General features: G+C 39.7%; 15 protein-coding genes and 1 riboswitch. Of the genes, 1 reads left to right on the top strand and 14 read right to left on the bottom strand.

Annotated features, from left to right (window positions below):
• Positions 1-5: 5 nt before the first annotated feature.
• The 3 genes from GC097_RS08450 to GC097_RS08440 all read right to left on the bottom strand — a co-directional run bounded on the left by GC097_RS08450 (position 6) and on the right by GC097_RS08440 (position 3796).
• Positions 6-1895, bottom strand: coding sequence for a cache domain-containing sensor histidine kinase (locus GC097_RS08450; RefSeq protein ID WP_171682851.1), 1890 nt, complete (start codon positions 1893-1895; stop codon positions 6-8).
• Positions 1896-2999: 1104 nt separating this feature from the next.
• A complete protein-coding gene (locus GC097_RS08445; RefSeq protein WP_171682850.1) occupies positions 3000-3290 on the bottom strand; it encodes a hypothetical protein in 291 nt (96 codons plus the stop codon).
• Between the two features lie 5 nt (positions 3291-3295).
• A complete protein-coding gene (locus GC097_RS08440; protein ID WP_171682849.1) occupies positions 3296-3796 on the bottom strand; it encodes a VOC family protein in 501 nt (166 codons plus the stop codon).
• 333 nt (positions 3797-4129) lie between these two features.
• On the opposite strand from GC097_RS08440, the gene GC097_RS08435 reads away from it, so the two are divergent.
• Positions 4130-11197 (top strand): family 43 glycosylhydrolase, encoded by a 7068-nt coding sequence (locus GC097_RS08435; protein ID WP_171682848.1) that lies wholly within the window; start codon positions 4130-4132, stop codon positions 11195-11197.
• A gap of 124 nt (positions 11198-11321) precedes the next feature.
• On the opposite strand, the gene GC097_RS08430 is transcribed toward GC097_RS08435, so the two are convergent.
• The 11 genes from GC097_RS08430 to GC097_RS08380 all read right to left on the bottom strand — a co-directional run bounded on the left by GC097_RS08430 (position 11322) and on the right by GC097_RS08380 (position 23266).
• Positions 11322-11648, bottom strand: coding sequence for a hypothetical protein (locus GC097_RS08430; RefSeq protein ID WP_171682847.1), 327 nt, complete (start codon positions 11646-11648; stop codon positions 11322-11324).
• A 143-nt stretch (positions 11649-11791) separates the two neighbouring features.
• Positions 11792-12775, bottom strand: coding sequence for a copper amine oxidase N-terminal domain-containing protein (locus tag GC097_RS08425; protein WP_246294072.1), 984 nt, complete (start codon positions 12773-12775; stop codon positions 11792-11794).
• A gap of 474 nt (positions 12776-13249) precedes the next feature.
• Entirely contained in the window at positions 13250-13465 is a 216-nt protein-coding gene (locus GC097_RS08420) for a hypothetical protein (RefSeq protein WP_171682845.1), read from the bottom strand.
• Positions 13466-13520: 55 nt separating this feature from the next.
• A riboswitch (cyclic di-GMP riboswitch) is annotated at positions 13521-13611 on the bottom strand.
• A gap of 101 nt (positions 13612-13712) precedes the next feature.
• On the bottom strand, positions 13713-14714 hold the full coding sequence (locus GC097_RS08415; RefSeq protein WP_171682844.1) for a hypothetical protein: 1002 nt from the start codon (positions 14712-14714) through the stop codon (positions 13713-13715).
• Between the two features lie 52 nt (positions 14715-14766).
• Positions 14767-15660, bottom strand: coding sequence for a glucose-1-phosphate thymidylyltransferase RfbA (gene rfbA / locus GC097_RS08410; protein ID WP_171682843.1), 894 nt, complete (start codon positions 15658-15660; stop codon positions 14767-14769).
• A 30-nt stretch (positions 15661-15690) separates the two neighbouring features.
• Complete coding sequence (gene cps2T / locus GC097_RS08405; RefSeq protein WP_171682842.1) at positions 15691-16848, bottom strand: beta 1-4 rhamnosyltransferase Cps2T; 1158 nt, start codon at positions 16846-16848, stop codon at positions 15691-15693.
• Positions 16849-16851: 3 nt separating this feature from the next.
• Complete coding sequence (locus tag GC097_RS08400) at positions 16852-18210, bottom strand: glycosyltransferase (RefSeq protein ID WP_171682841.1); 1359 nt, start codon at positions 18208-18210, stop codon at positions 16852-16854.
• Entirely contained in the window at positions 18210-19139 is a 930-nt protein-coding gene (locus tag GC097_RS08395) for a glycosyltransferase family 2 protein (RefSeq protein ID WP_171682840.1), read from the bottom strand. Before GC097_RS08395 ends, GC097_RS08400 begins: the two co-directional genes overlap by 1 nt.
• A gap of 20 nt (positions 19140-19159) precedes the next feature.
• The gene (locus GC097_RS08390) at positions 19160-20470 is read right to left on the bottom strand and encodes a glycosyltransferase (RefSeq protein ID WP_171682839.1); all 1311 of its coding nucleotides are present in this window, start codon (positions 20468-20470) and stop codon (positions 19160-19162) included.
• Between the two features lie 16 nt (positions 20471-20486).
• On the bottom strand, positions 20487-21677 hold the full coding sequence (locus tag GC097_RS08385; protein ID WP_171682838.1) for an O-antigen ligase family protein: 1191 nt from the start codon (positions 21675-21677) through the stop codon (positions 20487-20489).
• Positions 21678-21997: 320 nt separating this feature from the next.
• Entirely contained in the window at positions 21998-23266 is a 1269-nt protein-coding gene (locus GC097_RS08380) for a flippase (RefSeq protein ID WP_171682837.1), read from the bottom strand.
• Between the last annotated feature and the right edge of the window lie 20 nt (positions 23267-23286).

Raw genomic sequence — 23286 nt, 5'->3', positions numbered from 1 at the left:
TTCAATTATCTGAATGTAACGATAACGACGGTTCCCGTTTCGGAACTGCTCTCATAACTGAGTCCATATTTCATGCCATAATTCAATTGCAGCCGCTTATGCACATTATAAATTCCAAAGCCCGCCCCATCCTCACTCATGTTCATGTTCGACAAAGATACGTTAATTTGGTCAAGCTGCTCAGGCGCCATTCCCGCACCGTTGTCCTCTATACGGATTATACAATCATCATCCTGAATAAAAGCCTTAATGCGGATATGCCCCTTTTTGAGACTATTCTTAATTCCATGATAAATCGCATTCTCAACTATCGGCTGCAGGGTAAGCTTCACAATTTTAAAATCCAATATAGCCGGTTCCACATCAATTTCATAGGTAAAGCTGTCGCCGTAACGCAACTCTTGAATAGTAAAATAATGTTTGATATGCTCGATCTCCTGAGAAACTGGAATAATCTCGTTACCTTTACTAATCGAAATACGAAAAAAGTCGGAAAGCGAGGTTACCATCTGGCTGGCTTCTTTTTTTTCGTCCATTTCGATCAGATGCTTGATAGAATACAGTGTGTTATAAAGAAAATGCGGCCTTATTTGAAACTGCAGCGCTGCTAATTCTGCCTTCCGTTTTTTTTCCTGCTCTTTCTCTATCTGCTTAAGTAGTTGTTTGATCCTGTGAATCATATCCCTTATGCCTTTATTCAGCACACCGATTTCATTTCGCGACAGATCTCTGAATTCGATGTCCAGGTTGCCTTCTTCGATCGAATTAATTTTTCGTGTGAGTTGAATGATCGGCTTCGTGATAATGTTGGCCAGAAAATTAGAAAAGAAAATCACAATCACAAATAGAATGAACATAATCACTAAGATAAGGTATTTGATGTAGTTCACATTATGGAGTAATTCATCCTTAGGTACAACCGCAGCAATTTTCCATTTGTTAATTCTTAATGTATCGTAAACAATCAGCATTTCGTTCCCATACTCGTTGGTAATTGTTATTTGTCCGGATGCTTGCGTGGTTTGCAATATAATCGGCTGCAATTCCGAATCCTTAATCCGATATTTTCCTGCAACTTTCTTGTAGGAGATAATTCCGTCATCGCTAATTAGGCATAAATAACCGTTATTACTGATTGCTGGATTACTTAATATCGTTTGAAAGAATGAATCTTTTATATTAAAAAGAATAATACCTTTACTATGTTCCACATCTTTACCCAGCAAATTATATAAGCTAACCACTTTCCCGCTATCATTCTGATTAAAAGAAGCACCAAAAGGGTCGGTATGAAGGGTTACCCAATGGATAACAGAAATCGGATCGGTTGCTTGTCCAAGCCTGTAAGGTTCAAGCGAAAATTTCACTTGTTCGGTCAGGTCATCTTTTCTGTAGAACGCTGGACGGTCATGGTTGTATAAGATCAGCGTTGAATCGATCAAAGCTCGATCGGGAGATGCTCTGTTCAATACTCTATTCAATTGTAAATAATCTTCCGTTTGTAAGTTATATGCCGGATTTTCCGTACGCATCGTAATATCGGATAAGTCGGAATCACTAACGAGAATAGTCAGACTCGTCACCACATCTGTTAATTTATCGTTTAGAAATCTTTGAGTTTGAGAGACGGTATCGGAAATACTCGTAAATGCATTTTTTTGCAACTGACTGGAAGCAAGTAGGTAGGAAAATAATCCAGTGATAAAGACGAACAACATAATAATTGGGATAATTATTACTAATATGGTCGATTTCAACGAACGATTCCGAATGAATGACAGGGTAACCCCTCCATAGTTATAATCACAAGGTTCAATTGAAAAGAGGACTGTTTTAGAAAAATGAAATCCAACCCATCCGGACACTCTGAAAGCTGTAATAAATACATTTGCCATGGGAAAATAAGAACCGAATAATAACTAGATTTGTAGGAGCAATCAACATATAGGGCATCCAATGCGTTCCTAAGCGTTTCTTCCTGTTTCGCGCTGACCAATTATCGGATTGGTATGTAGCTTGTCTGTGTAGGTCGTATTATCGCTCATTTATTCCCTCTCTTTCGTCATGAACTACAGAAGTACGGTGAATACACGGCCTTTGCAATAAGCTACCTTCACTGGCATATTCACCTACTCTGTTAGGTATGAAATGAATATATAGGGATGTGGATAAATGTGGAATCCAATATCTTTTTCGCTTTAATCAATATCTTTTCAATCTTTTGCTCGGAGCAGTCATTTTAAAAATTAACATATTTTTAAAAGTTTGAGACATATAAGAGTCAGAATTTTGATTTCTTTTCCTGAAGCGGTTGCAAGATTAATTTCGCTTTATCGCCTATTCATGAAAATTTTTCTAACTTTTTAATTATACGATAAACTTCTTACTTAAACACTGAACTATTTTTGCAAATACTGAACTATTTTTGCAAATACTAAATTATTTTTTATTGATTTTGAGCGCAAGCTTTTTATCCAATGACCGTAAGGATGATCTTGGTCTGCTGGTTATTGGGCGATTTTCAATCCAACTAATACGGCAATTGATGCCACGATATCTGTCGCATTATTTAATCCATCGGCTTCAGTCTTCGGACACCCCTAGCTCAGTTGAATTGCTCTTTTAACTATTCTTCATCTCCATTTGTTAATCTGATACCTCCGCCAAAATACCATCCTATAGATTCGATATACTTTATGAACGCATCTACAAATTCATCTTGGTCTAAACAACACTTTGTAATTCATGCCTAATTATCATAATAGCATCATTCATAAATCTCCGCTGAATTTGAGGATAGTCCATATAGTAATTTCTTTGGTTCGTGAAGTTGATCCAGAATGTTCCTACTTTACATCAAATTGAATTACTTTTTAAAAATAGTTTCTTATATACCTTAATAAGGTGATTTTTTTGTCGTTGGTACATAATAATGGGATTTTCACGTCCAAAGAAAAACGACAAGAAAATACGTACAAATGAAAAAGAACCTTGATATATCAAGGTTCTAAAGCGGGATTATTCTGTCGTTGTACTCCCCAGCAGTCTAAGGGTTGTTTTCTCCCTTCTGAGAACCACAGACAACCTGTCCGTTTACTTAGTTCTTGAAAATCTCTCGCGAAATAATTGACTGCTCTTCCTGCCTCGCCAAAGTATATTTTCCTATCAGTGGTTACTTGAGTGAGTGACCTATCAATAGAACCAGTTTTATAATGTGAAAGATAACCACTTAAAGCATTGCCAACGGCAACCTCATAATTCTTTGTTTTTTTGTAACTAATTAATTTCATCGATTTCAGCTATTTATCACTTTCGCCATAAACGGATTAAAGCTCTTTTGAGCATATTCCATAGCATCGATATACTCTTGCTGTTTTAACCGCTCCATCATTTCTTCAGGGCTAACGTCTTCTACTTTAGAAGTTATCCACCAAATACTGCCAAATGGATCGACCACTCTCCCTCCTCGTTCCCCCCATGCCATGGTTGTCGGCTTCGTCATGGATATAGCGCCGGCCTTTATGGCCTGCGAATACAGTTCATCGGCGTTCTCCACATACAGACGAATTAAGCAAGGAAACGCTGGCCATTCGTCAAGAGAATCGAACATAAGAATTTTCGAATCGCCGATGCGCACCTCCGCATGCCCTATGTTTCCATCGGGATTGTATACCCGTCCCAGTTCCTCTGCATTAAATGCGGCAATCAAAAAGCTAATTAATTTCTCGGTGCTTTTTGTTGTGATCCAAGGGGTGATAGTACGGTTATCAGTTTGCAACACCTGACTCTCGTTCATTTGATCCAGCCTCCATTGATTGATTTCGAATTGATTGTTTGACTTTAACCTAATTATAAGCTGGGATTGCTGACTGCATCATGTCAGTATTTATCAAGAAATGTTTCTCCATTATCCTGCCGTTAGCTTAATGTCGTTCCTAGTCTAGTAGATTATCTACTAAGAAACAGGTTTTTCAGCATATGTGAATGAATCCCACGAAAGTGTAATTATTTACGCAAAAAAATGGTAAAAACAAATAAAAACACGGAATAATACAAATACATTTCGCCAGAAATGATACACAATGTATCTAGTGATGAAGAAATATATCTAGTGATTGGAGGAAATAGCTTGAAAAAAAGACTAACTTGCATGCCCAGCAAGATTCAAAAGGTTCTGTCGTCTGCCTTAATTGCCAGCATGGTTCTAACATTCACAGCGCCCATGGAGGCTGTAATGGCGGCAGGAAATGATCCCATCGTGTTCCAAGATGATTTTAATGACCGCAATGCCGATGGGTGGACGACATATGGAGGATCCTGGAATGCTTCAGATGGAGCCTACCATAGCGATAAGGGAGCCGGTTTCAAGGCCGTTGCAAACGGTACCAACTTCAGCAACTTTGTGTATGAAGCCGATATTTCCATCAAGGATGGCGTCAATTCGGATAATGCCGGACTTATTTTCAGAGTCAATAACCCCACCCTCGGGGCGGATAATTTTCAAGGCTATTATGCCGGCATTACGGTGAATAATCTTGTTCAGCTGGGAAGAATGAATAACAATTGGACAGAACTGGCCTCTATCCCTTTCACGGTTCAACAAAACAAAGTCTACCGTATGAAGGTGGAAGCCAAAGGAAGCAATATTGATATTTATATGGATGGCAAGCATGTACTCAGTGCAGTAGACTCCACTTATACCCAAGGCGCTATTGGAGTCAGGTCCTTTTGGACGAATGCGACCTATGACAATTTGAAGGTAACGGATCTGGGACCTGTCGCACTGCCGAACTACGATTGGTCGTGGGTAAAGGGGGCTGTTTTTGTGCCCACCAATGTGGTGAATCAGGTGCAGCAGTGGGAAGAGTACGACCATGACATCAATGACAGGGAGCTTTCCTATGCGAAAGCATATGGAATTAATTTTGTAAGGGTTTTCCTGCATAATCTGGTTTGGAAAAAAGACAAAGAAACGATGTTGAACAACATAGAGGATTTCCTTCAGCTAACCGACAAATATGGCATCAAAGTAGAGTTCGTATTCTTTGATGACTGCTGGGATGATCATCCACATTTAGGGCCACAGGAAGCACCTCGATACGGAGCCCACAACAGCCGGTGGATGGAAGCTCCCGGGGACGACATTAAGGCGAACTATGAGGCAAACAAGCAGGATCTCAAGGATTATGTGCAGGGCATCGTCAATGCGCATAAGGATGACCCAAGAATCGCTTTCTGGAACATATTCAATGAACCCGGTAATGGCGAAACCGGCCTCATGGATCGCGTAACCAAACAGATTATGAACGATTCGAGAATGTGGATTAAGGAGACGGGCTCAACGCTTCCTGTATCTTCAACCGGCGGCCAGTTCACGGGAGGCCCCTTCTCCGATTTTATCACCTGGCATCCGTACGAGGCCAATTATCCGACGCCGTTTGGTGTAAAGAGCTCTATTCTTGCCGACGAGACCATGAATCGACTTAATCAGAGTGTGCCGGGTATTGTCGAACATTACGGTAATAAAGGCATCGGATATGTCATGTGGGAACTTGGCATCGGCAGAGATAACACCCGTTTCCCATGGGGGACTGACGTTAAACCGGCGACCTCCGAACCTGCGGTACCCTTTCATGGTATTGTGTATCCCGACGGCCATCCTTGGGATGTCAATGACGTAAAGGCGTTAAAAGGCGAAATATTTGAATCAATGCCAGTTTTCCGCGTCCAGTATTATGGAGACGAGCAATTTACGAATCTAGTGAAAAGTTCCATAACCCCGCGTATCGATTTTGATTTGGGCGACGAGAAAGGAACGGGATCGCCTGACGCTTCCGCGGGCATTGGTGAGGACCATTTTTCAGTCCGCTGGACAGGTAGCATTGAGTCGGCTGCTACAGGTGAATATACGTTCTATGCGGATAGTGACAATATTGCAAAAGTATGGGTAGGGGATTTGTTAGTTGTAGATAAGACAAGCCCTGCAAGAGAAGAAGCAAGCGGTAAAATGACACTGGCAAAAGGACAGAAGGTGCCAGTCAAAGTTGAATACGTGCATGGAACCGGAAATTCCAGCCTGCACATCAGGTGGTCGGGACCTGGCTTGACGAAACAAGCGCTGCTGCCTGTGTATTCCGGGAAAGCGGTTGAGGCCATCTCCCTGAAGCAGAGTGCCTTAACGATCAAGGTTGACGAGAAACAAACCCTTATTCCTGAGTTTAAACCGATTGATGCAGGCAATCAGGAGGTAAGCTGGACATCCAGCATCCCTGCTGTAGCAACCGTGGATGGCAAAGGCGTTGTAACCGGGATTAGCACAGGAAACGCAACGATTACCGCTACCGCTAAGGACGGCGGGGCTACGGCATCTGCTGAAGTGACGGTACAGGCCAGCACAACTTTTAAAAATCCGATTGTTCCTGTTTCCAACAGCAGCGGCGGTTCAGCTGATCCGAGCATCGTATTTAAAGATGGCTATTATTACTATGTAAAATCCAACAAGGATGCGTCTATCTCGATTTCCAAGGCAAAAAGATTGCAGGATATCGGATCAGTCCCGAGAGTAACTGTCTATACGCCGCCAAGCGGCCTCCCCTATTCAAAGGAACTGTGGGCGCCTGAGCTTCAATATCTGGACGGCAAATGGTACATCTACTTTGCGGCAGATGACGGCGCTAACGAAAATCACAGGATGTATGTGCTGGAAGGAAACTCCCAAGATCCTCAAGGAACCTATACGTTTAAAGGGAAAATATCGGACAGCACGAACAAGTGGGCTATTGACGGAACCGTTCTTGTCAAAGACGACAATACCAAATATTTTGTATGGTCGGGCTGGGAAGGCGATGTCAATGTGAAGCAGAACATTTATATCGCTCCAATGAGCAATCCTTGGACGATCAGCGGTCCGAGAGTTCAAATCTCTACGCCGGATCAAGACTGGGAGCGTAAAGGAACTCCTTATATCAATGAAGCACCGGAGATTTTGAAGAAAGACGGCAAAATATTTATCGTTTACTCGGCCAGCGGCAGTTGGACGGACGATTATACGCTCGGCATGCTAAGCAATACGGACGGCCAAGTATTGAACCCTGCATCATGGAGCAAGTCTGGCCCTGTTTTTAGCAAAGTGCCAACAGCCTACGGCCCCGGTCATAACACGTTCACCACTTCTCCCGACGGGAAAGAGGACTGGATCGTGTATCACGCCGATCAATTCTCCGGCGGAAGCTGGGGAAATCGCAGTGTCCGCGCGCAAAAATTCACGTGGAATGAAGACGGCACTCCGAATTTCGGAATGCCTGCCGCTTATGGCGCTTCCATGGAGGAGCCCTCTGGTACTCCGAATGTAATCAGATACAAATATGAAGCTGAACTTGCACGCCTCGGAGGTTCGGCAGCCATCACTTCTTCAGATAACGCATCGGGAGATAAGGTAGTCGGGCATTTGGATCAGCCTGGAAAAGATTATGTAGAATTTACGGTTGATGTCAAGGAAGCCGGCGACTATTCACTCTTGGTGATGGCTGACAATGGATCGGCCAGCGGCGCATCTGCGGCACATGATGTTTCCGTTAATGGCGGTGCAGGCCAAACGATCACCTACAAAAACTTTGGGTGGAAAGGTTTTAACCCGGTATCCATGGATGTTAGCCTGCATGCTGGGATTAACACGATCCGTTTAACCAGTAAACTGAATTTTGCCCAAGTCGATTACATCGTTCTTCAACCTCTGGAAGGGGATGACGTCTCAGCACCGGTAGAAAGCATTACGCTGGATAATCAAACCGTTACGATTGGAGTCGGAGAATCTGCTTCCTTGATTGCATCCGTCAGACCGCTGATCGGAACGAACAAGAATGTCGTGGTAACTTCAACGGCACCTGAAGTAGCGACAATTACCCAAGACAGCAAGGATACAGCTACAGGAAGCACTCTGCTGACGGTAAAGGGACTGAAAGCGGGAACGGCAACAATTCGAGTTATAAGTGCTGATAACGGCTCGGTCATTGGTGAATGTAAGGTTACTATCCGTCAAGCGTCAGGGGAACCGGATTTATCGAAGTTTACCGTTGATTCCTTCGACAGCGCAATACTGGACCCGGCATGGTCGATTTTCCAAGAAAGCAAAAGCAATTGGAGCTTAACTAAAAATCCGGGCTCGATGACTATTCATACGACGCCTACCGACGTTTATCAGGATAACAATAGTCAAAACAATGTATTCCTGAGAGATGTGCCGGCCAATGGGGATTTTGAGATCGTTACGAAAGTTACGGCGCCTATTGCCTTAAATCACCAGCAAGGCGGTCTCTTCGTCTGGCAGGATGCGGATAATTTCGTTAAGCTTGCTCATGTATGGGCGAATGGAAAAATCATTGAAACCGCTTATGAACTTGGCGGTAGTTACAAGAAACCAGGCAATGAGGCGGCTCATCCCGGCGGGGATACGTTGACGCTCAAAATTAAGAAAATGGGGAATATCTATACCACCTATTATTGGGATGGATTTGACTGGATTCAAGCGTCCAACCCTGTCACAGCGAATTTGAAAAATATCAAAGTCGGATTTTACGCAAACAATATTGTTGCAACAAACAATCCGATCGATGCCCGATTTGATTATTTCGCTGTCAGATCTATCCAAGGCGGCGTTGATCTTGACCAGAAGAAGCTTACACTCGAAGCAGGTAAGACAGCGCAGCTTCACAACTTGGGAGCTAGCGGCGAAGAAGTGACTTGGACCTCCAGCAATCCGGAGATCGCGAAGGTCAGCAGCAGCGGATTAGTAACGGCGTTATCGCCAGGCAGAGCGGTCATTGAAGCGGTATCTACAAGCGGTGATTTCCGTTCTCAAGCTAGTGTAACCGTGCCGAACTCCGAGCCTGTGCCGGAGATCCTGTACGCCAACGACTTTAGCGGGCCATCGGCTGAAGGCTGGTCTACGTTTGAAGGCAATTGGACCGTCTCTAACGGTCAGTATGTGGTAAACAGCGGTCCCGGCTATAAAGCGGTGCTTGACAGCAAAAGCTTTACGGACTTCGTACTTGAAGGCGATGTGCAAATTACGAGCGGGAACGAAGCAGGGCTCATTTTCAGAGCATCGAATGTTGCAAATGGCCCGGATCATTTAGACGGATATTATGTAGGCATTAATGCTTCCGCACAATCAGCCGTACTCGGACATATGTCGAAGGGCCAATGGCAAGAGCTTGCTTCCAAAAAGCTGCCGATTTTTGCAAACGAGTGGTATCACATTAAGGTCGTTGCGAACGAAGATCACATTCAGGTTTACGTGAACGACAATCCGCTCAACGTCAACGGGTATCCGAAATTTGACTTGTTGGACGCATCGCATATGGCTACCGGTAAAATCGGACTGCGCACCTGGAATGCGGATGCCAGATTTGACAACATCAAAGTATCTTCGTACCACGATTCGATAACTGGGCCAACTTATACCAACTCCGTGCTGCCAAACATTGCGGACCCATTCGTACTGCAGCATGACGGCAAGTATTACTTGTATGGGACGAATACAGATCCCAAAAAGTCGTCATTGGGCTTCAAGGTATATACATCGACGGATCTGGTAAATTGGTCGGAACAGAATGAATTGGCGTTAAAACAGTCCGATTCTTGGGGGACCAGCGGTTTTTGGGCGCCTGAGGTCGTGGAAAAAGACGGGACATTCTACATGTACTATGTAGTCAATGAAAGGCTAGCGGTAGCAACAAGCAGCTCTCCGTTAGGACCGTTCGTCCAAGACGTCAAACAGCCTATGCATCTGAACACGCCGGAAATCGATGCGCATGTCTTTACGGACAATGACGGAAAAAGATACATTTACTTCGTCCGCTTTAATCAAGGCAATGAAATGTGGATGGCTGAACTGAGTGACGATATGAAGAGCATGAAGGAAGATACGCTGCAATTCGTATTCCGGGCTACACAAGATTGGGAACGCAGTCAGAAGCAGCCGGTTGCAAGCATTAACGAGGGGCCGTTTATGATCAAGCATAATGGTACCTACTACTTAACCTATTCCGGCAACCATTTCGAAAGCCCTGATTATGGCGTAGGGTATGCAACGGCTCCGACTCCAATGGGACCATGGACCAAATACACATATAATCCGATTATGAAGTCCAACACTATTGTGCCTGGAGCGGGACATCATTCCTTGATCTATTCACCGGATGGTACGGAATTGTTCATGGTATACCACACACATTACAAGGCCGGTACAACCGAACCGCGGAAACTTGCGATTGACCGTGTCCATTTTGTACCGCAAGCCGGCGGTATCGATGCGATGGAAGTATGGGGACCGACCATTACTCCTCAGCTTAAGCCTTCCGCCGAGCAATCGGCAGCACCGATGGCTACATTGCAAGGAGCAAGCAGCGTGCAGGTTGGACAGTCCATCGATCTTACGTATGGTCTCAGCCATTTGAGCGCCACTCAAAGTATTTATGCCCAAGACGTCACGGTCACCTTCGATCCTGCACAGGTAGAGTTTGTTGATGCTGAGCCTGTTCAGCAGGGATTAACCGTCGCGGGTAAAAACGAAGCATCCGGTCGCGTGCGCATCCTGCTTGCCAGTATGGGATCAGCCCATGCCATCCATGCCAACGGCGATCTGCTGAAGTTACGCTTTAAGGCAAAGTCTTCCGCACAAACAGCCATTATCGGTCTATCCAATGTGACTATTTCGAATGGCCTAGGGGAGGAAAGCGTACTTGGTAATGTATTCGTGAATGTAGAAATTCAAGCAAGTGATCGAGCAGCGCTAAGCGCAGCTATATCAGCAGCGCAAGCGAAGTTTGATGCCGCCGTGGAAGGAACAGAAGTGAATCAATATCCTTTAGGTTCTAAAGCCGTATTGCTGTCAGCCATCGAGAAAGCAAAAGCTGTTCTGAACAATCCGAATGCTTCCCAACAGCAGATCGATCAAGCAACAACGGAGCTTAACAAAGCGCTTCAGGCCTTTATCGATTCGGTTAATAAAGCTCGTCCTGGGGATGTCAACGGCGATGGACGCGTTGCGATCGGCGATCTTGCCATCGTGGCTGCAGCCTATGGAAAAACTTCCGATGATCCGAATTGGAATGAGTACAAGAAGGCAGATGTTAACGGTGACGGTAAGGTAGATATTGAAGATTTGGCAGAGGTAGCCCGAATGATATTGAATTAATATGAAATGGCGTGCAAATTGACAATCAATTTGACACGCCATTTTTTTGCTTATGAGGAATGATAAACTCAAGCTTCAGCAAGTGGTCTCCCGTCGGTTTTTCGGAGCCCGGTTTTACAACATATTAAATACCTGGATAGCCAGGGGGATATGGATAGTAGGAATATGGATACGGATACGGATACGGGTAGGGATACGGATAATAAGGCTGAGTGGTGCTCCAAATAATAGGGGCTACAGCCCAAGGGAGAAAATCTACGCCGCCGACTCCAGGATCGACGAATTCCGGACCAAGTCCCGTTCCGTGACCGAATCCAGGGCCATGCCCTAATCCGGAACCATGACCAAAGTGCCCTGGGCCTCCTGGGCCTCCCAGTCCGCCATGTCCGATGCCTCCGCCATGTGAACCGCCTGCAGGCGGACGAAATTCTTCATTTTCAAGTTTCGTCATTTCAGGAATCACTCACATTCTGTGGTAGTAGTTTATAGCCTAATACACAGTATGTGTGTGAATGCCCAGTTGGTGAATGATTCGCAGAAAATGGGCGAAAATAAACCGGAAGCCATCCGTTTATGGAGGCTCCCGGTTAAGAATTAGTTGGGATTATTATCCGCTTTTGCTTTCGCTTCTTCATCCGCTTTTTTTTGTTCATATTGTCCCTTATAGGTATCGACAATGCTTGTATCATACCCATTATTCGTTAGCTTCGTACTCAAATCGTTCATGAGTTGATTGAAAGTTGCATCGGCTTCAGCGATTTTAGACAATGCTTCTGCAATTAAACTACTATCTTGGGTACTTTTATATTGATTATATAGGGAAGTCAGATCATTCTTGCTTTTCGTTTGAAGCTCTCTTAGCTTCTCCTCTGTCTCGGATTTAATCGATTCAAAAGAAGGCTTCGCGGAACCTCCGCTAACCGGTCCTCCACCACCAACGGCACCGCCTCCTCCAACTGCTGGCGCTGTCGGCTCAGGTTTAGGAGTCTCCGGTACTTTCACCTCAGGGGCCTTCTTACTAACGGCTGAAACCGTGTAAGTTTCAGGGTCCCATTGAATCGTTTTGCCAACTGACTCGGAGAAAAAGCGAATAGGAACATAAAGACTGCCATCGACAATGTAACCTGGCAAATCTTCAGGCGGATTTTTCGCAACCCCATCGAAAACATATGAAATCTTCTCTTTATAAACATTCAACTTGCTGACTGCCAAATTCGCTTTGTCTAACTTTTTCTCATTACTTTTCGAGTAAACCTGCGTGTTGAGCTTGTACTCTTTGATATTAATTTTGTCTGCTTCCTTAGGTTCGGATATCGTAACTGTATATGTATCCGCATCCCATTTCACCGCTTTATCCAAGGAGTAAGAAATGAACCTGATCGGGACATAAGTACTGCCTTCATAAATAAACCCCATCTGGCCTTCCGGCGGTGCATACTCTTTGCCGTCAAATGTGAAATGCATAGGAACTTGATACACATCCACATCAACAGGAGCTTGTGCGGCGGATGCCCCGGTACTCATTCCCATGAATAATGCTAAAGATAATCCTGCTGCAGTTTTGAACCGATTTTTCATTTTCACTTGATCCACACCTCGTATATTTATTTGGTTGTAACAACTTTTGGCACTGTTTTTATCTAAATTCCAAGTAATAGGTAACTATCCATCATGCCGCGGTACATCAAAGGTTATAAGTTCACATTTTTTCTCAAAACATAGCGCTAACTTTGCAGGGATATACGTGCATCGATGAGAATTAGAGAGTAGCTGCTTATAGCGCGCAAATACTGCATCTCTTTTTGAATTTGTAATATCTAAGTGGCTGTATTTAAGCATAAAACAAAGAGGTGCAGCATTTTGATCGATGGCATGAACGAAAACAAAAACAATCGCTTTTTGATGTTTAAAGGTTGTCTATGGGGACTGCTTATTATGATCCCATTTTGGGTTGTATGTATTTATCTCATAATAAAGTACTTGTAGTCGTTCTTGTCTATATGCCACTTAAACATAAAAAAAGCACCCTTATAGGTGCTTTAATCAATCCCTTTATGATAAACAGACCTGTCCAATAACTTCATGCCCTTTTTCAAAGCGCTGAACATCGTCTGTCATACAATAAGTACTGGAAACTGTGTTTTGAGGAAACTCTTTTGCAAACATAGCCTCAGCCATCTGATCTGCTTGTTTAGCAACTGCAAATATACTAACATAAAAAATACACCCCACAATCCAAAGAATAGTCAACATGGTTAACCAAAACATATTCTTCTCTACCTCCCAATCGTTTGTTCCACATAAGAATCAGACGGAGGCCGTATTCGGCAGCTGGCTGACATACCGGTTCTTTTCCCAGTTTAGTCCCTTTAGCTTTGCGTCACTGACTTTCATCAATTTTGCCATTGTCTTACGATTTATGTGATTGTCGTTTATAGGATTATTTTAGCAAAAGATACAGATGTAGCATGAGCCATCCGAACCATTATTTGGATTCATAAACGGGTCGGTGGAACTACTTGTTTGAAAGAGCTTTTTCGATCTGACCAACTGCACTGTTTTGCGCCGCTTGCTTCATAGCATTATAGGATTGCTTCCAGCCATCAATCTCGCCAGAGCCTACTCCAGCTTTCCCCGCATCCGAAAGGATCCCATTAAAGCCAGAATCGCACTTGGACTCCGCATCCACAAACTTTTGCATAAACGCGCTTTGCAGCTCTTTAAGGCCCAGATCTTTGTTCCCTTTCTTTGCGTTTACTACGCTGGAGACAAGATTGCTGATGTTGCTTTGGCAAGAATTTTTTAGCGAATCTAGCTTGGAGTTGTAGGTTTCGATAAGTGCTGGATCTGACGGTGCAGATGACGGTTCGACTTGAGATGTTAACTGTTTTTCTTCATCTTTGACAACAATCTCTTGTTTATTGTTCTGCTCCTGGATTTGTTGGCTTTTCAGCGACTTTTCCTTGTCTTGTAACTCACTAAGGATTTTTTTACGTTCTTCTGGGTCATACACACCAATTAACTCAATTGGATAATCAGGATCAAGGATTTTTAACTCCTTGCCGTAAGGGGTGGTTATCGCTCGTAATGATTCTATTTCTTCCTTTGTAAGCTTAGAAAGAAGCAGATCGCGAATTTTTTGTTTCTCACTATTGGAAAGCTTATCACTTGCCTGACCTGTTAAATAATAGACTTCTTTCAAGCTAAGACCTGACTTGAGCAAAATGGCCGCTACATCTAATGCATCTTGCGATTGGATCGGCTTGGATGCGAATTCATTGGCTTTATCCACAGGTGATGATACGAAAGAAGGAAGAGCAGTCGAGTTTGTTTGGCTGTTATCTTTTAAACCCTCGATTTGTTCCCCAGCAACACTCGGAGCGTGACGCTTCAAAATATCTTCCATTTGAATAGCATTAATTTTGTAATACATAAACCCAATTGCAAGTAAAACTACAACCAAAAACGAACCAAAAATCCATATCGTCCAACGAATCCAGGGCTTTAACTTTTTCACAATAGGCACCTCCCTCATTCCATAAAGCTTTTACATATCTTCAATTTCCACTTCAAATATAAATAGGTTTCTTCCTCAGACCCTGATTCGCTATTTTTAGTAAATACTTACCGTACTCATTTTTAATCATAGGCTCGGCCAAATTTAATAGCTGATCCTTTGATATGTATCCTTTGTTAAAGGCAATTTCCTCAAGGCATGCAATCTTTAAGCTTTGTCTTTTCTCAATGGTCTCAATAAACTGTGAAGCTTCTAATAAAGATTCATGTGTGCCGGAATCCAACCAGGAATATCCTCTTCCAAGAATCTCAACATTTAACTGTCCAAGAAGCAAATATTCTTTGTTAATATCCGTTATCTCAAGTTCTCTACGAGCTGAGGGCTTAGTTCTTTTTGCCATTTCTACCACTTTGTTATCATAGAAATACAACCCCGTGACTGCATAGTTGGAGCGAGGTTCTACAGGCTTCTCTTCAATCGAGAGCACTTTTCCCTGTTCATCAAAGTCAACTACACCAAAGCGCTCCGGATCATTTACATAATAGCCGAATACTGTCGCTCCACGGCTTCTCTCTACTGCTCTTTGTAACATTTCTGTCAATCCGTGGCCGTAAAACAGATTGTCGCCTAAAATAAGTGCCACTGAATCATCACCAATAAAATCTTCTGCAATAATAAAAGCTTGAGCAATTCCATCTGGCGAAAGCTGAACAGCATAAGTAAGCGAAATTCCGATATCCGCCCCATCTCCTAATAATTGTTTAAATCTAGGAGTATCTTCGGGTGTAGAAATGATAAGAATCTCCTTGATACCAGCAAGCATTAATACGGATAATGGATAATAAATCATCGGTTTATCATAGATAGGAAGCAACTGTTTTGATACTGTTTTCGTTAACGGATATAATCTTGTTCCACTTCCACCGGCTAGAATAATTCCTTTCAAATTGAACAGCTCCTTGCCACTTATTACTTCTTAATTTGTTAAGAACAATCGCTCATATTCATTCACTATTTTTAGCCATGAGTATTCTTCGTTAATTCTTTGTTTGGCCTTTTTCGATAAACCATCAATCATTGGAGAAGAATATTGATCCACCTGATTAACTAAAGCCGCGAATGAACCTTCTTGTTTATTAAAATAAACAGCCCCATCCAACGCAACTTCTTTATTAAAATTAACATCGAGGAGCAAATTTAATTTGGTCGAAGCCAATGCTTCCAGTAAGGAAGGATTCGTTCCTCCTACTTCGTGCCCGTGCAAATATCCATACGCCAGCTCACGAATCTTTTTCAACAATTGTTGATCGTAGACAGTTCCAACAAATTTAATTCTTTGATCCTTGTTAAACTGCGTACGTTCAGATAGACCTTGGAAGAATTGATTTTGTTCCACATTGGTTATAATGACTAAATCTTTATTTGAGTTCGATTTCATAAATTCGCGAATCATTAACTCGTAATTATTTTCCGGTACGAACCTTCCTACTATTAAGTAGTATTCGTTCACTCTGATTCTGTGCTGCTCCATCCAAGTTTGCAGTACTTCTGATTCATCTGTCAGATTTGATTCTGTTACATCGGCTCCATATGCAATAAAAGTTGTTGCCGGGTTATAGGTTTTATATTCGGATTGGATATAACTCTCTATTCCTTTTGAATCGCAAACCAATAAATCCGCATGTTTAACCATCATGCCTTCTGAAATCTTCCAATACTTCTTAATAGCAGCGTTCCATTTACTACGTTTCCATTCATGCCCGTCAGGATTCACATACACAGTGACACCCATCTTTTCCAATTGCCTCTTATAGGCATAAAAAAAAGGCCCGATGCGGCAAGCCAAAATGTAAACTGCACAGTCTTTTAATTGATTTGTTTTTAAATACTTGATGCATCTTCTTAGACTTAGAATATCGTAAAGAACTGCAGTGGCTCCACCAATTTTCTTTGTCTTCACATTGAAGCAGCGGGCGCCATTGTATTCAAATTCATTGTTGTTATTAGCCAAGCAAGATACGTGATAGCGGATGTTTTCGCTTTGCTTTCTCGCGGTAAGCTGCTCTACAAATGTCTCGAAACCGCCATACTTAGCCGGGATACCTTTTGAGCCTATGATGAATATGTTTTTCATTTTCTAAACTCCTGTAGTATAAAAATCAATCATTTGATTCGTATGCTGCTGCATAGAAAATACAAAATCATGATTCAAAATATTTTTATTCATCTTTGATAAAATCTCTCTATTCTCAATAATGGCTGAGATTTGCTCAGACAGTTCCTTTTCGTCTGCTTTAAATATGATTCCTGTTTCTCCATGAGTGATAATATCTTGTAATCCTACATGCTCAGAAATCATGATCGGCACTCCATGCGAGAGCGCTTCAAGACCGATAAATCCAAATGTTTCTTTCCATATGCTTGGTACAATTAGTATGTCTATTTTTTTAAAAATACTCGACAGATCAGCGTGTTGGTACCTTCCATGGAACGTATAATGATTGGAATCGCTATCAACGTCGGCTTTTGCTGAATCTCCGTATATATGTAAGTGCCAATTCCCCCCTTTTAACTCATTTAAAGAATTTTGTAAAAAGTAAAAGCCCTTATATCGATCTACCGGGCCAAGGTAAGCGATTTGTAAGGGCTTGTTATTGTCATATTGTCGTGAAACTCGAGAATCGTGAATATCATTATGTGTTATTGGGATTACTTTCCCTTGAATATTTAAGTACTTCTCAAACTCACTCTTTGCTGTGGAGCTATTAAAATGGAATATATCAATTAAAGAAAACATTTCAAGATAATAATTTCTCAAGTCTACATATTTATTTGCATGAGTTTCATTCAGTTCCGTTAGAACTGCTGATTCCTTTTCATAAATAATATGGTCATTTTTACTTTTTTCTCGTTGACGAATTTTTCTCATAATTGATGTATCTTTCACAAACCGATAAAGTTCGGATTGCATAGCAAGAATTTTGAGTGTACTGTAGCCATTTGCATTGCAGTTGATGCATTTCTCTCCAGCATCGTAGTTATTGCAAATGTTACCGAGATGATCCATCAAATTAACTTTTGGACATATTCCGAAATAATCGTGAGTGGTATAGATGATTCTTATTCCCAACTTTTTCGCTGCCTGAAGAAATTCTTTATGAATTCCTTGTAATGTATGAAAATGTATAGTTTCAGGCCTTATATCTGAAAGGAATTTTAAATACACTTGTATATTAACTGACTTCCTAAATGATTCTGGTTCTTTAATTCCTCCAAGTAAAGGAACTAAAAGTGGGTTAATTATCTCATAAACATTTATCCCTTGAAAATCTCTTTTTCTGGAAATACCCAGACCTCCAAGATGATAAGACCCAGGATATAAAAGAGATACTTTATGTTGCTTTTCCAACTGCATTAACATTAAATCTACAGAGTATTTGGTTAGTCCTCCTGTTCGAAATGGAGGCACACCTAGAGATACATGTAGTATATTCATTATTTTTTTAGCTCCAGGTTCTGTGGCTTTTCTTGGAACTTCATTAATTTTCTTATTTGTTTTAGATACTCTCTTTTTCTGCTTACTTTACATTGAAGTGCAAAACTATTTCTTCTTAACAGTAACAGTGGAATATCTTTACACCATAGCATCATAAATCTTAAAGTATATTGTAGTAGGACATCCGTCTTTTTTTTCGTTTCCATATGCCATTGAGCCATTGAAGCTCCTTCAAGTTTTAGCCTTCTTAAAACATAGTCTTGACTTACTTTATTTCTATGTACTTTGTGTCGAACATAAGCTTCTGGCAAATAATAAATATTTCTCCCTAATTTTCTTATCTTTTCACATAAGGCATTCTCCTCACCTAAAAATAGCTCATCGCCTTTAATCCCTAAGTTAATATTAAACATTCCTGTCTTTCGGAATATCTCTTTTTTAAAGATCATGTTGCATCCTATTGGAACTTCTTGAAACTTTAAAATTCTTTTCTTTTCTCCATAAGTTGTTTCTCCAATAATGGAAGCAAAATTTTTGACAAACCATTCCGGCTTTTCAAATTCCCAGACAGGTATTACCTTCCCACCAGCACAAACCTCTTCTGGATGCTCACAAAAAAATGAATGAATTGCTTGAATATATAATGGACTTACTACTACATCATCATCGATAAATGCAACAATCTCTCCAGTTGCTTCGGCAATACCTGTATTTCTTGCAATCGACAAACCAACCTGTTCTTCTTTTACATATCTTACATTACTGTAATTATTGGTGAAAAGTGAAACAATCTCTTCAGTATTATCATTCGAATTATTATCGATTACCAAGAGTTCAAAATCATTTTCCACTTGATTCTTTAGTACGCTTTCAATACACTCCCGAAGAATTTCACTTCTATTATAGGTACAAATTATTACTGAGATCATTCTATTAGCTCCTTAGCCTGTTACATAACATTCAGTTCACTCTTCTGTAAGAAGTTATCTAATCGTTTTGTTAATTCTGATCGGTTAAACATATTAAACCTTTCCACATCCTGAGATGTAGATAAGCTATTCATCATCCAGTCTTTATAGATCTTTTTCAATTCATCTTTAATCGACTCTTTAGTATTATCTTTCACGTTATAGCCCAACTGATATTTATCCATAGCATCACATAAAAGTTCATCATTACTGATACTCAATATTGGCCTCATAGCCCCTATATACTCAAAAAGTTTACCAGGTAATGCATAGTCACTTTGGTTGTTAGTATGAGTAATAATTAAATTAACATCTGATTCTTGCTCTAATCTTATTACTTCTGTATGTTCCATTCTCGGTATTAGTTGAACGTACTCAGAAATATTATATTCTTCAATAATTTTTTGTACTTCTTCTTCTACACTTATCCCCTGAAATTTACCTACCAAATTTACGTTAATATTCATATTCTCATTACGTATCAACTCACCAGTTGCTTTAATAAACTCTACTGGTGATCTCGTACCATAGAAACTTCCAAAATGAGAGATAACAAGTTTATCTTTCTTTGTATATACACTTTTAACATAATCATCTGAATCAAATCCATTCGTAATTACTTCAAACTTTTTGTCTCTAAGTTCATATTTAAACTCATCATAGTATTTGTTCTTTATGTTTTCAGTCAAATAAATGAATTTATCTACATATTTCATTGATTTCTTTTCAAGATAATAATTATATGATTGCTCTAAAGAAGTTAATTCACTATTGTATATTCCATTTGAAAACATTAAGTCTCGAATCTCTTCTATTAATTCAATCTTTGGATTCATTGCTTTAATAAATGCACCTAACACAAGAACATCAAGTGTTGGAACTGTGCACAGGACTTTGGTGATATTCTTTTCTTTAATTAGTTTTCTCGCTTTAACATATGATGTGATTGACCATGAACTTACACTTAATATTTTATATAGAACTTTTAAACAACCTTTAAAAATTTGCTTATTTAACTTGTTATACTCGTTTGGGAAGTTATTTGTTCGTATAGAACCTTTTTCACTTTTAAATTTAGACCTCAATAAATTGATTTTATTCTCATTGCCTATGAAATTACTTGGTTCAATTATCTTGGAAATAACATTTAATTCTATTTCTGAACTAGTTAATACGTAAACATCCCAATCCATCCGTCTCAAATATTTTATTATTGACTTCAATCTAATCGCAGCTATTTCCAATTGAGGAGGAAAATGACTTGTTATGATTAGTATTGTTTTCCTATCCATATCGAGTCTCCTGAAGTTATTTATTAAAAGAAATCCTACTTTGAGAAGCGTATACTGTCCAAAACAAAAAACCTATTGCAGTATGATTAATAACGGGATCGATAAAGCTCACTAAAAATATATATAAATAAAGAAAAGAAGCTTCTTTATAATAGAAAAATGAATTGTTCTTCTTATTAATAAATTGATTCTTTACCATTTGATAGACAACTAACATAAATGAAGAGAACCCAATTACTCCGGTTTCCACCAATATTTTCACATAATTATTATGAGCATCGATACTAATCGAAATAACTTTATTGGAAATATTAACAAAGTTTTGAAGTCCAAAGCCAAATAATAAGCTATCCGATAACAATAAAAGAGAGCCTATCCACAAGTTAATTCTCCATGCGAATGAATCCGTATCGGCATCTCCATTTAATGCATTATTTAGATAATTAATATTTGAAAAAATGTTAAAAACATCTTGAAAACGTTCCTGTACCAATTCAGATTTCTGAAATAAAAATATTAGGCTGCCGATTAGCACAGAAATAACTAGTATTGCCGTAAGTTTATTTTTTGTTCGTGAAACTAACATTACCACAATTGTTAATATTAACATCATCAAAGCAGTTCTTGAGTAAGTTAGTACGACTTCATATAAGATAAGACCAAAAAAAGTAGCATAAAGCAACTTCATGTATTTATTTTTTTCAGTAATAATTTTCCCGAATACGATAATGCCTACTAACGAAATGAAATAAGCAAAATGGTTAGAATGTGTAAATCCACCAGTTATTCTAATTACTGTTCTACCGCCTATCCAAGCTGTTATAGGTGATTGATGTGCTATCAGTTGGAAGGCGCCATAGCACATTGGAATCACTGCCGAAAGTATAAGCAGATTAATAATTATTTTCATATCGCTTTTTTCTTTTATTAGATCGGGTATTATCAAAATCAAACAAAAATAGAAAAGCATTTTAAGCAATTCCTTTACACTCGCAAATACATCTATTGCAACTATTGAAGATACAATACATGCTGCTATATATATAGCAAATGCTAAAATCACGCCCTTCCTAGTATTGAAATGGACCCGATTTTTCAAAATATGAAGCAATGATATATAAATAAAATATGCTGACAGAATAGCGTTAAGCATAATAGATCCATTAAAACCAACACCAAGTTGGTTCAATATTTCAACAGAAGGCATGCATAGCAACAATGTAAAAAAAAATCGTCTAATATTCAAACAAAACACCATTATCAATAATACGAGCGGTACTATTAATAATAAAATTTTTCCACTTAGTAAGACTGCAGATATTGATGTAGCTACTAACAAAAAGGCAATGCTATAAATTAAAATTTTGCGACTTTCTAATATTGGAAAAATGGGATCACCCCTTCTTATAGGCTGTTAGAATAACCGTATAATCAGCTTTTGAGAATAAATACTGGTTAGACCCTACAATATTTTCTTAGCGATACATACGTCTGATAACTTTATTGATATATTTCCGATGATTTATTCTAACCTTTAGTACTGAATACCATTCTATAAAAGGAAATATTAACAAAGTAAGCTATTATTAATGTAATAGAACTTGCTAAGGCTATACCGAGCATACCTAAGTATCTAATCAAAATAAAATTAAGTACTACATTTATTACAACAGAAATGATATTTGCATATAGATTCAAGTCAATTCTGCCAATACTCATTAGTGTATTATGTTTAGGTGAATACATACTCCAGAATAACAAACCTATTAATAGCACCTTGAAATATGGTATTGAATTAATATAATTAACTCCGAATGCGAATGGAATTAATATTGGCAATATTAAATATGATAAGATGACAACAACAAACATTACAATAATCACTCTTTGTTCATATTTCTTCAATAACCTATTTATCTCTAAACGATCGTCATGTTTCTCAGATATATATGGAACCATTATCTGAGTTATCGTACTTGGAATAATCATCATGGTTGTTATGATTAATGTACCAATGCCATAGTATGCTATCTCATGACTATCAACATTCATGTAATTCGCCATTATGATTCCAATTGATTGTAATGCTTGCCATGAAATACTTGTTGCGAGTGCAAGTCCACTAAACTTTAACATTTTTTTAGTGGTTTCACTTCCACTTTTAGTAAAAAAAACGAACTTCATATCCCTCTTAATAACCATTATTAAAACTATAAATGTAAGTACATTACTAACCACTAATCCGATAACATAACCGTAAATTCCAAACAGAAAAGCTGTGAAAGTGCTTAGTAAAATAATGAGCACTCTCGAATAGCTTTGTACTTTAGACATTTTATGTATTTTTTTCTGTGATTGTAAATAAGCAACAAATAAGTTTGTAAATGCAAATAAAGGTATCAGAAGCATATATAGCTGCATAATTGAATTAATTGCATTGTCATTTGAAAACCCACCTAATCTTGCTATTACAAATACTACTATAATACTTAAGACTGAAGTTATCGTACATATTAATATCCCTTGATTTAAAATCTCATTTTTCGTTTTTTCTGTAATCTTTTCAGAGCATAGTTTTAATATCGTAGTGCTGACACCAGCCGAAGCTAGAATAGTAATAATTCCAAAAAAAGATTGGACTACTCTAATCCTACCTATATCATCAACTGGAACTATCCTTGTTAACAGGATCTGACCTCCGAAACCGGCAATTTGGAGTAGTAGGTTTGCTGAGAGCAAATGAAAAAAGCCCATTTTAAGAGCCTTATTCATAAGCTGTATTATTTTCCCCCTCATAATTACTCCTGCCCCATACT

The organism is Paenibacillus planticolens (genome assembly GCF_013141725.1).
Taxonomy (GTDB): domain Bacteria; phylum Bacillota; class Bacilli; order Paenibacillales; family NBRC-103111; genus Paenibacillus_E; species Paenibacillus_E planticolens.
The sequence above is the reverse complement of the archived record's forward strand: the minus strand, read 5'-3'. Positions and strand labels throughout refer to the sequence as shown.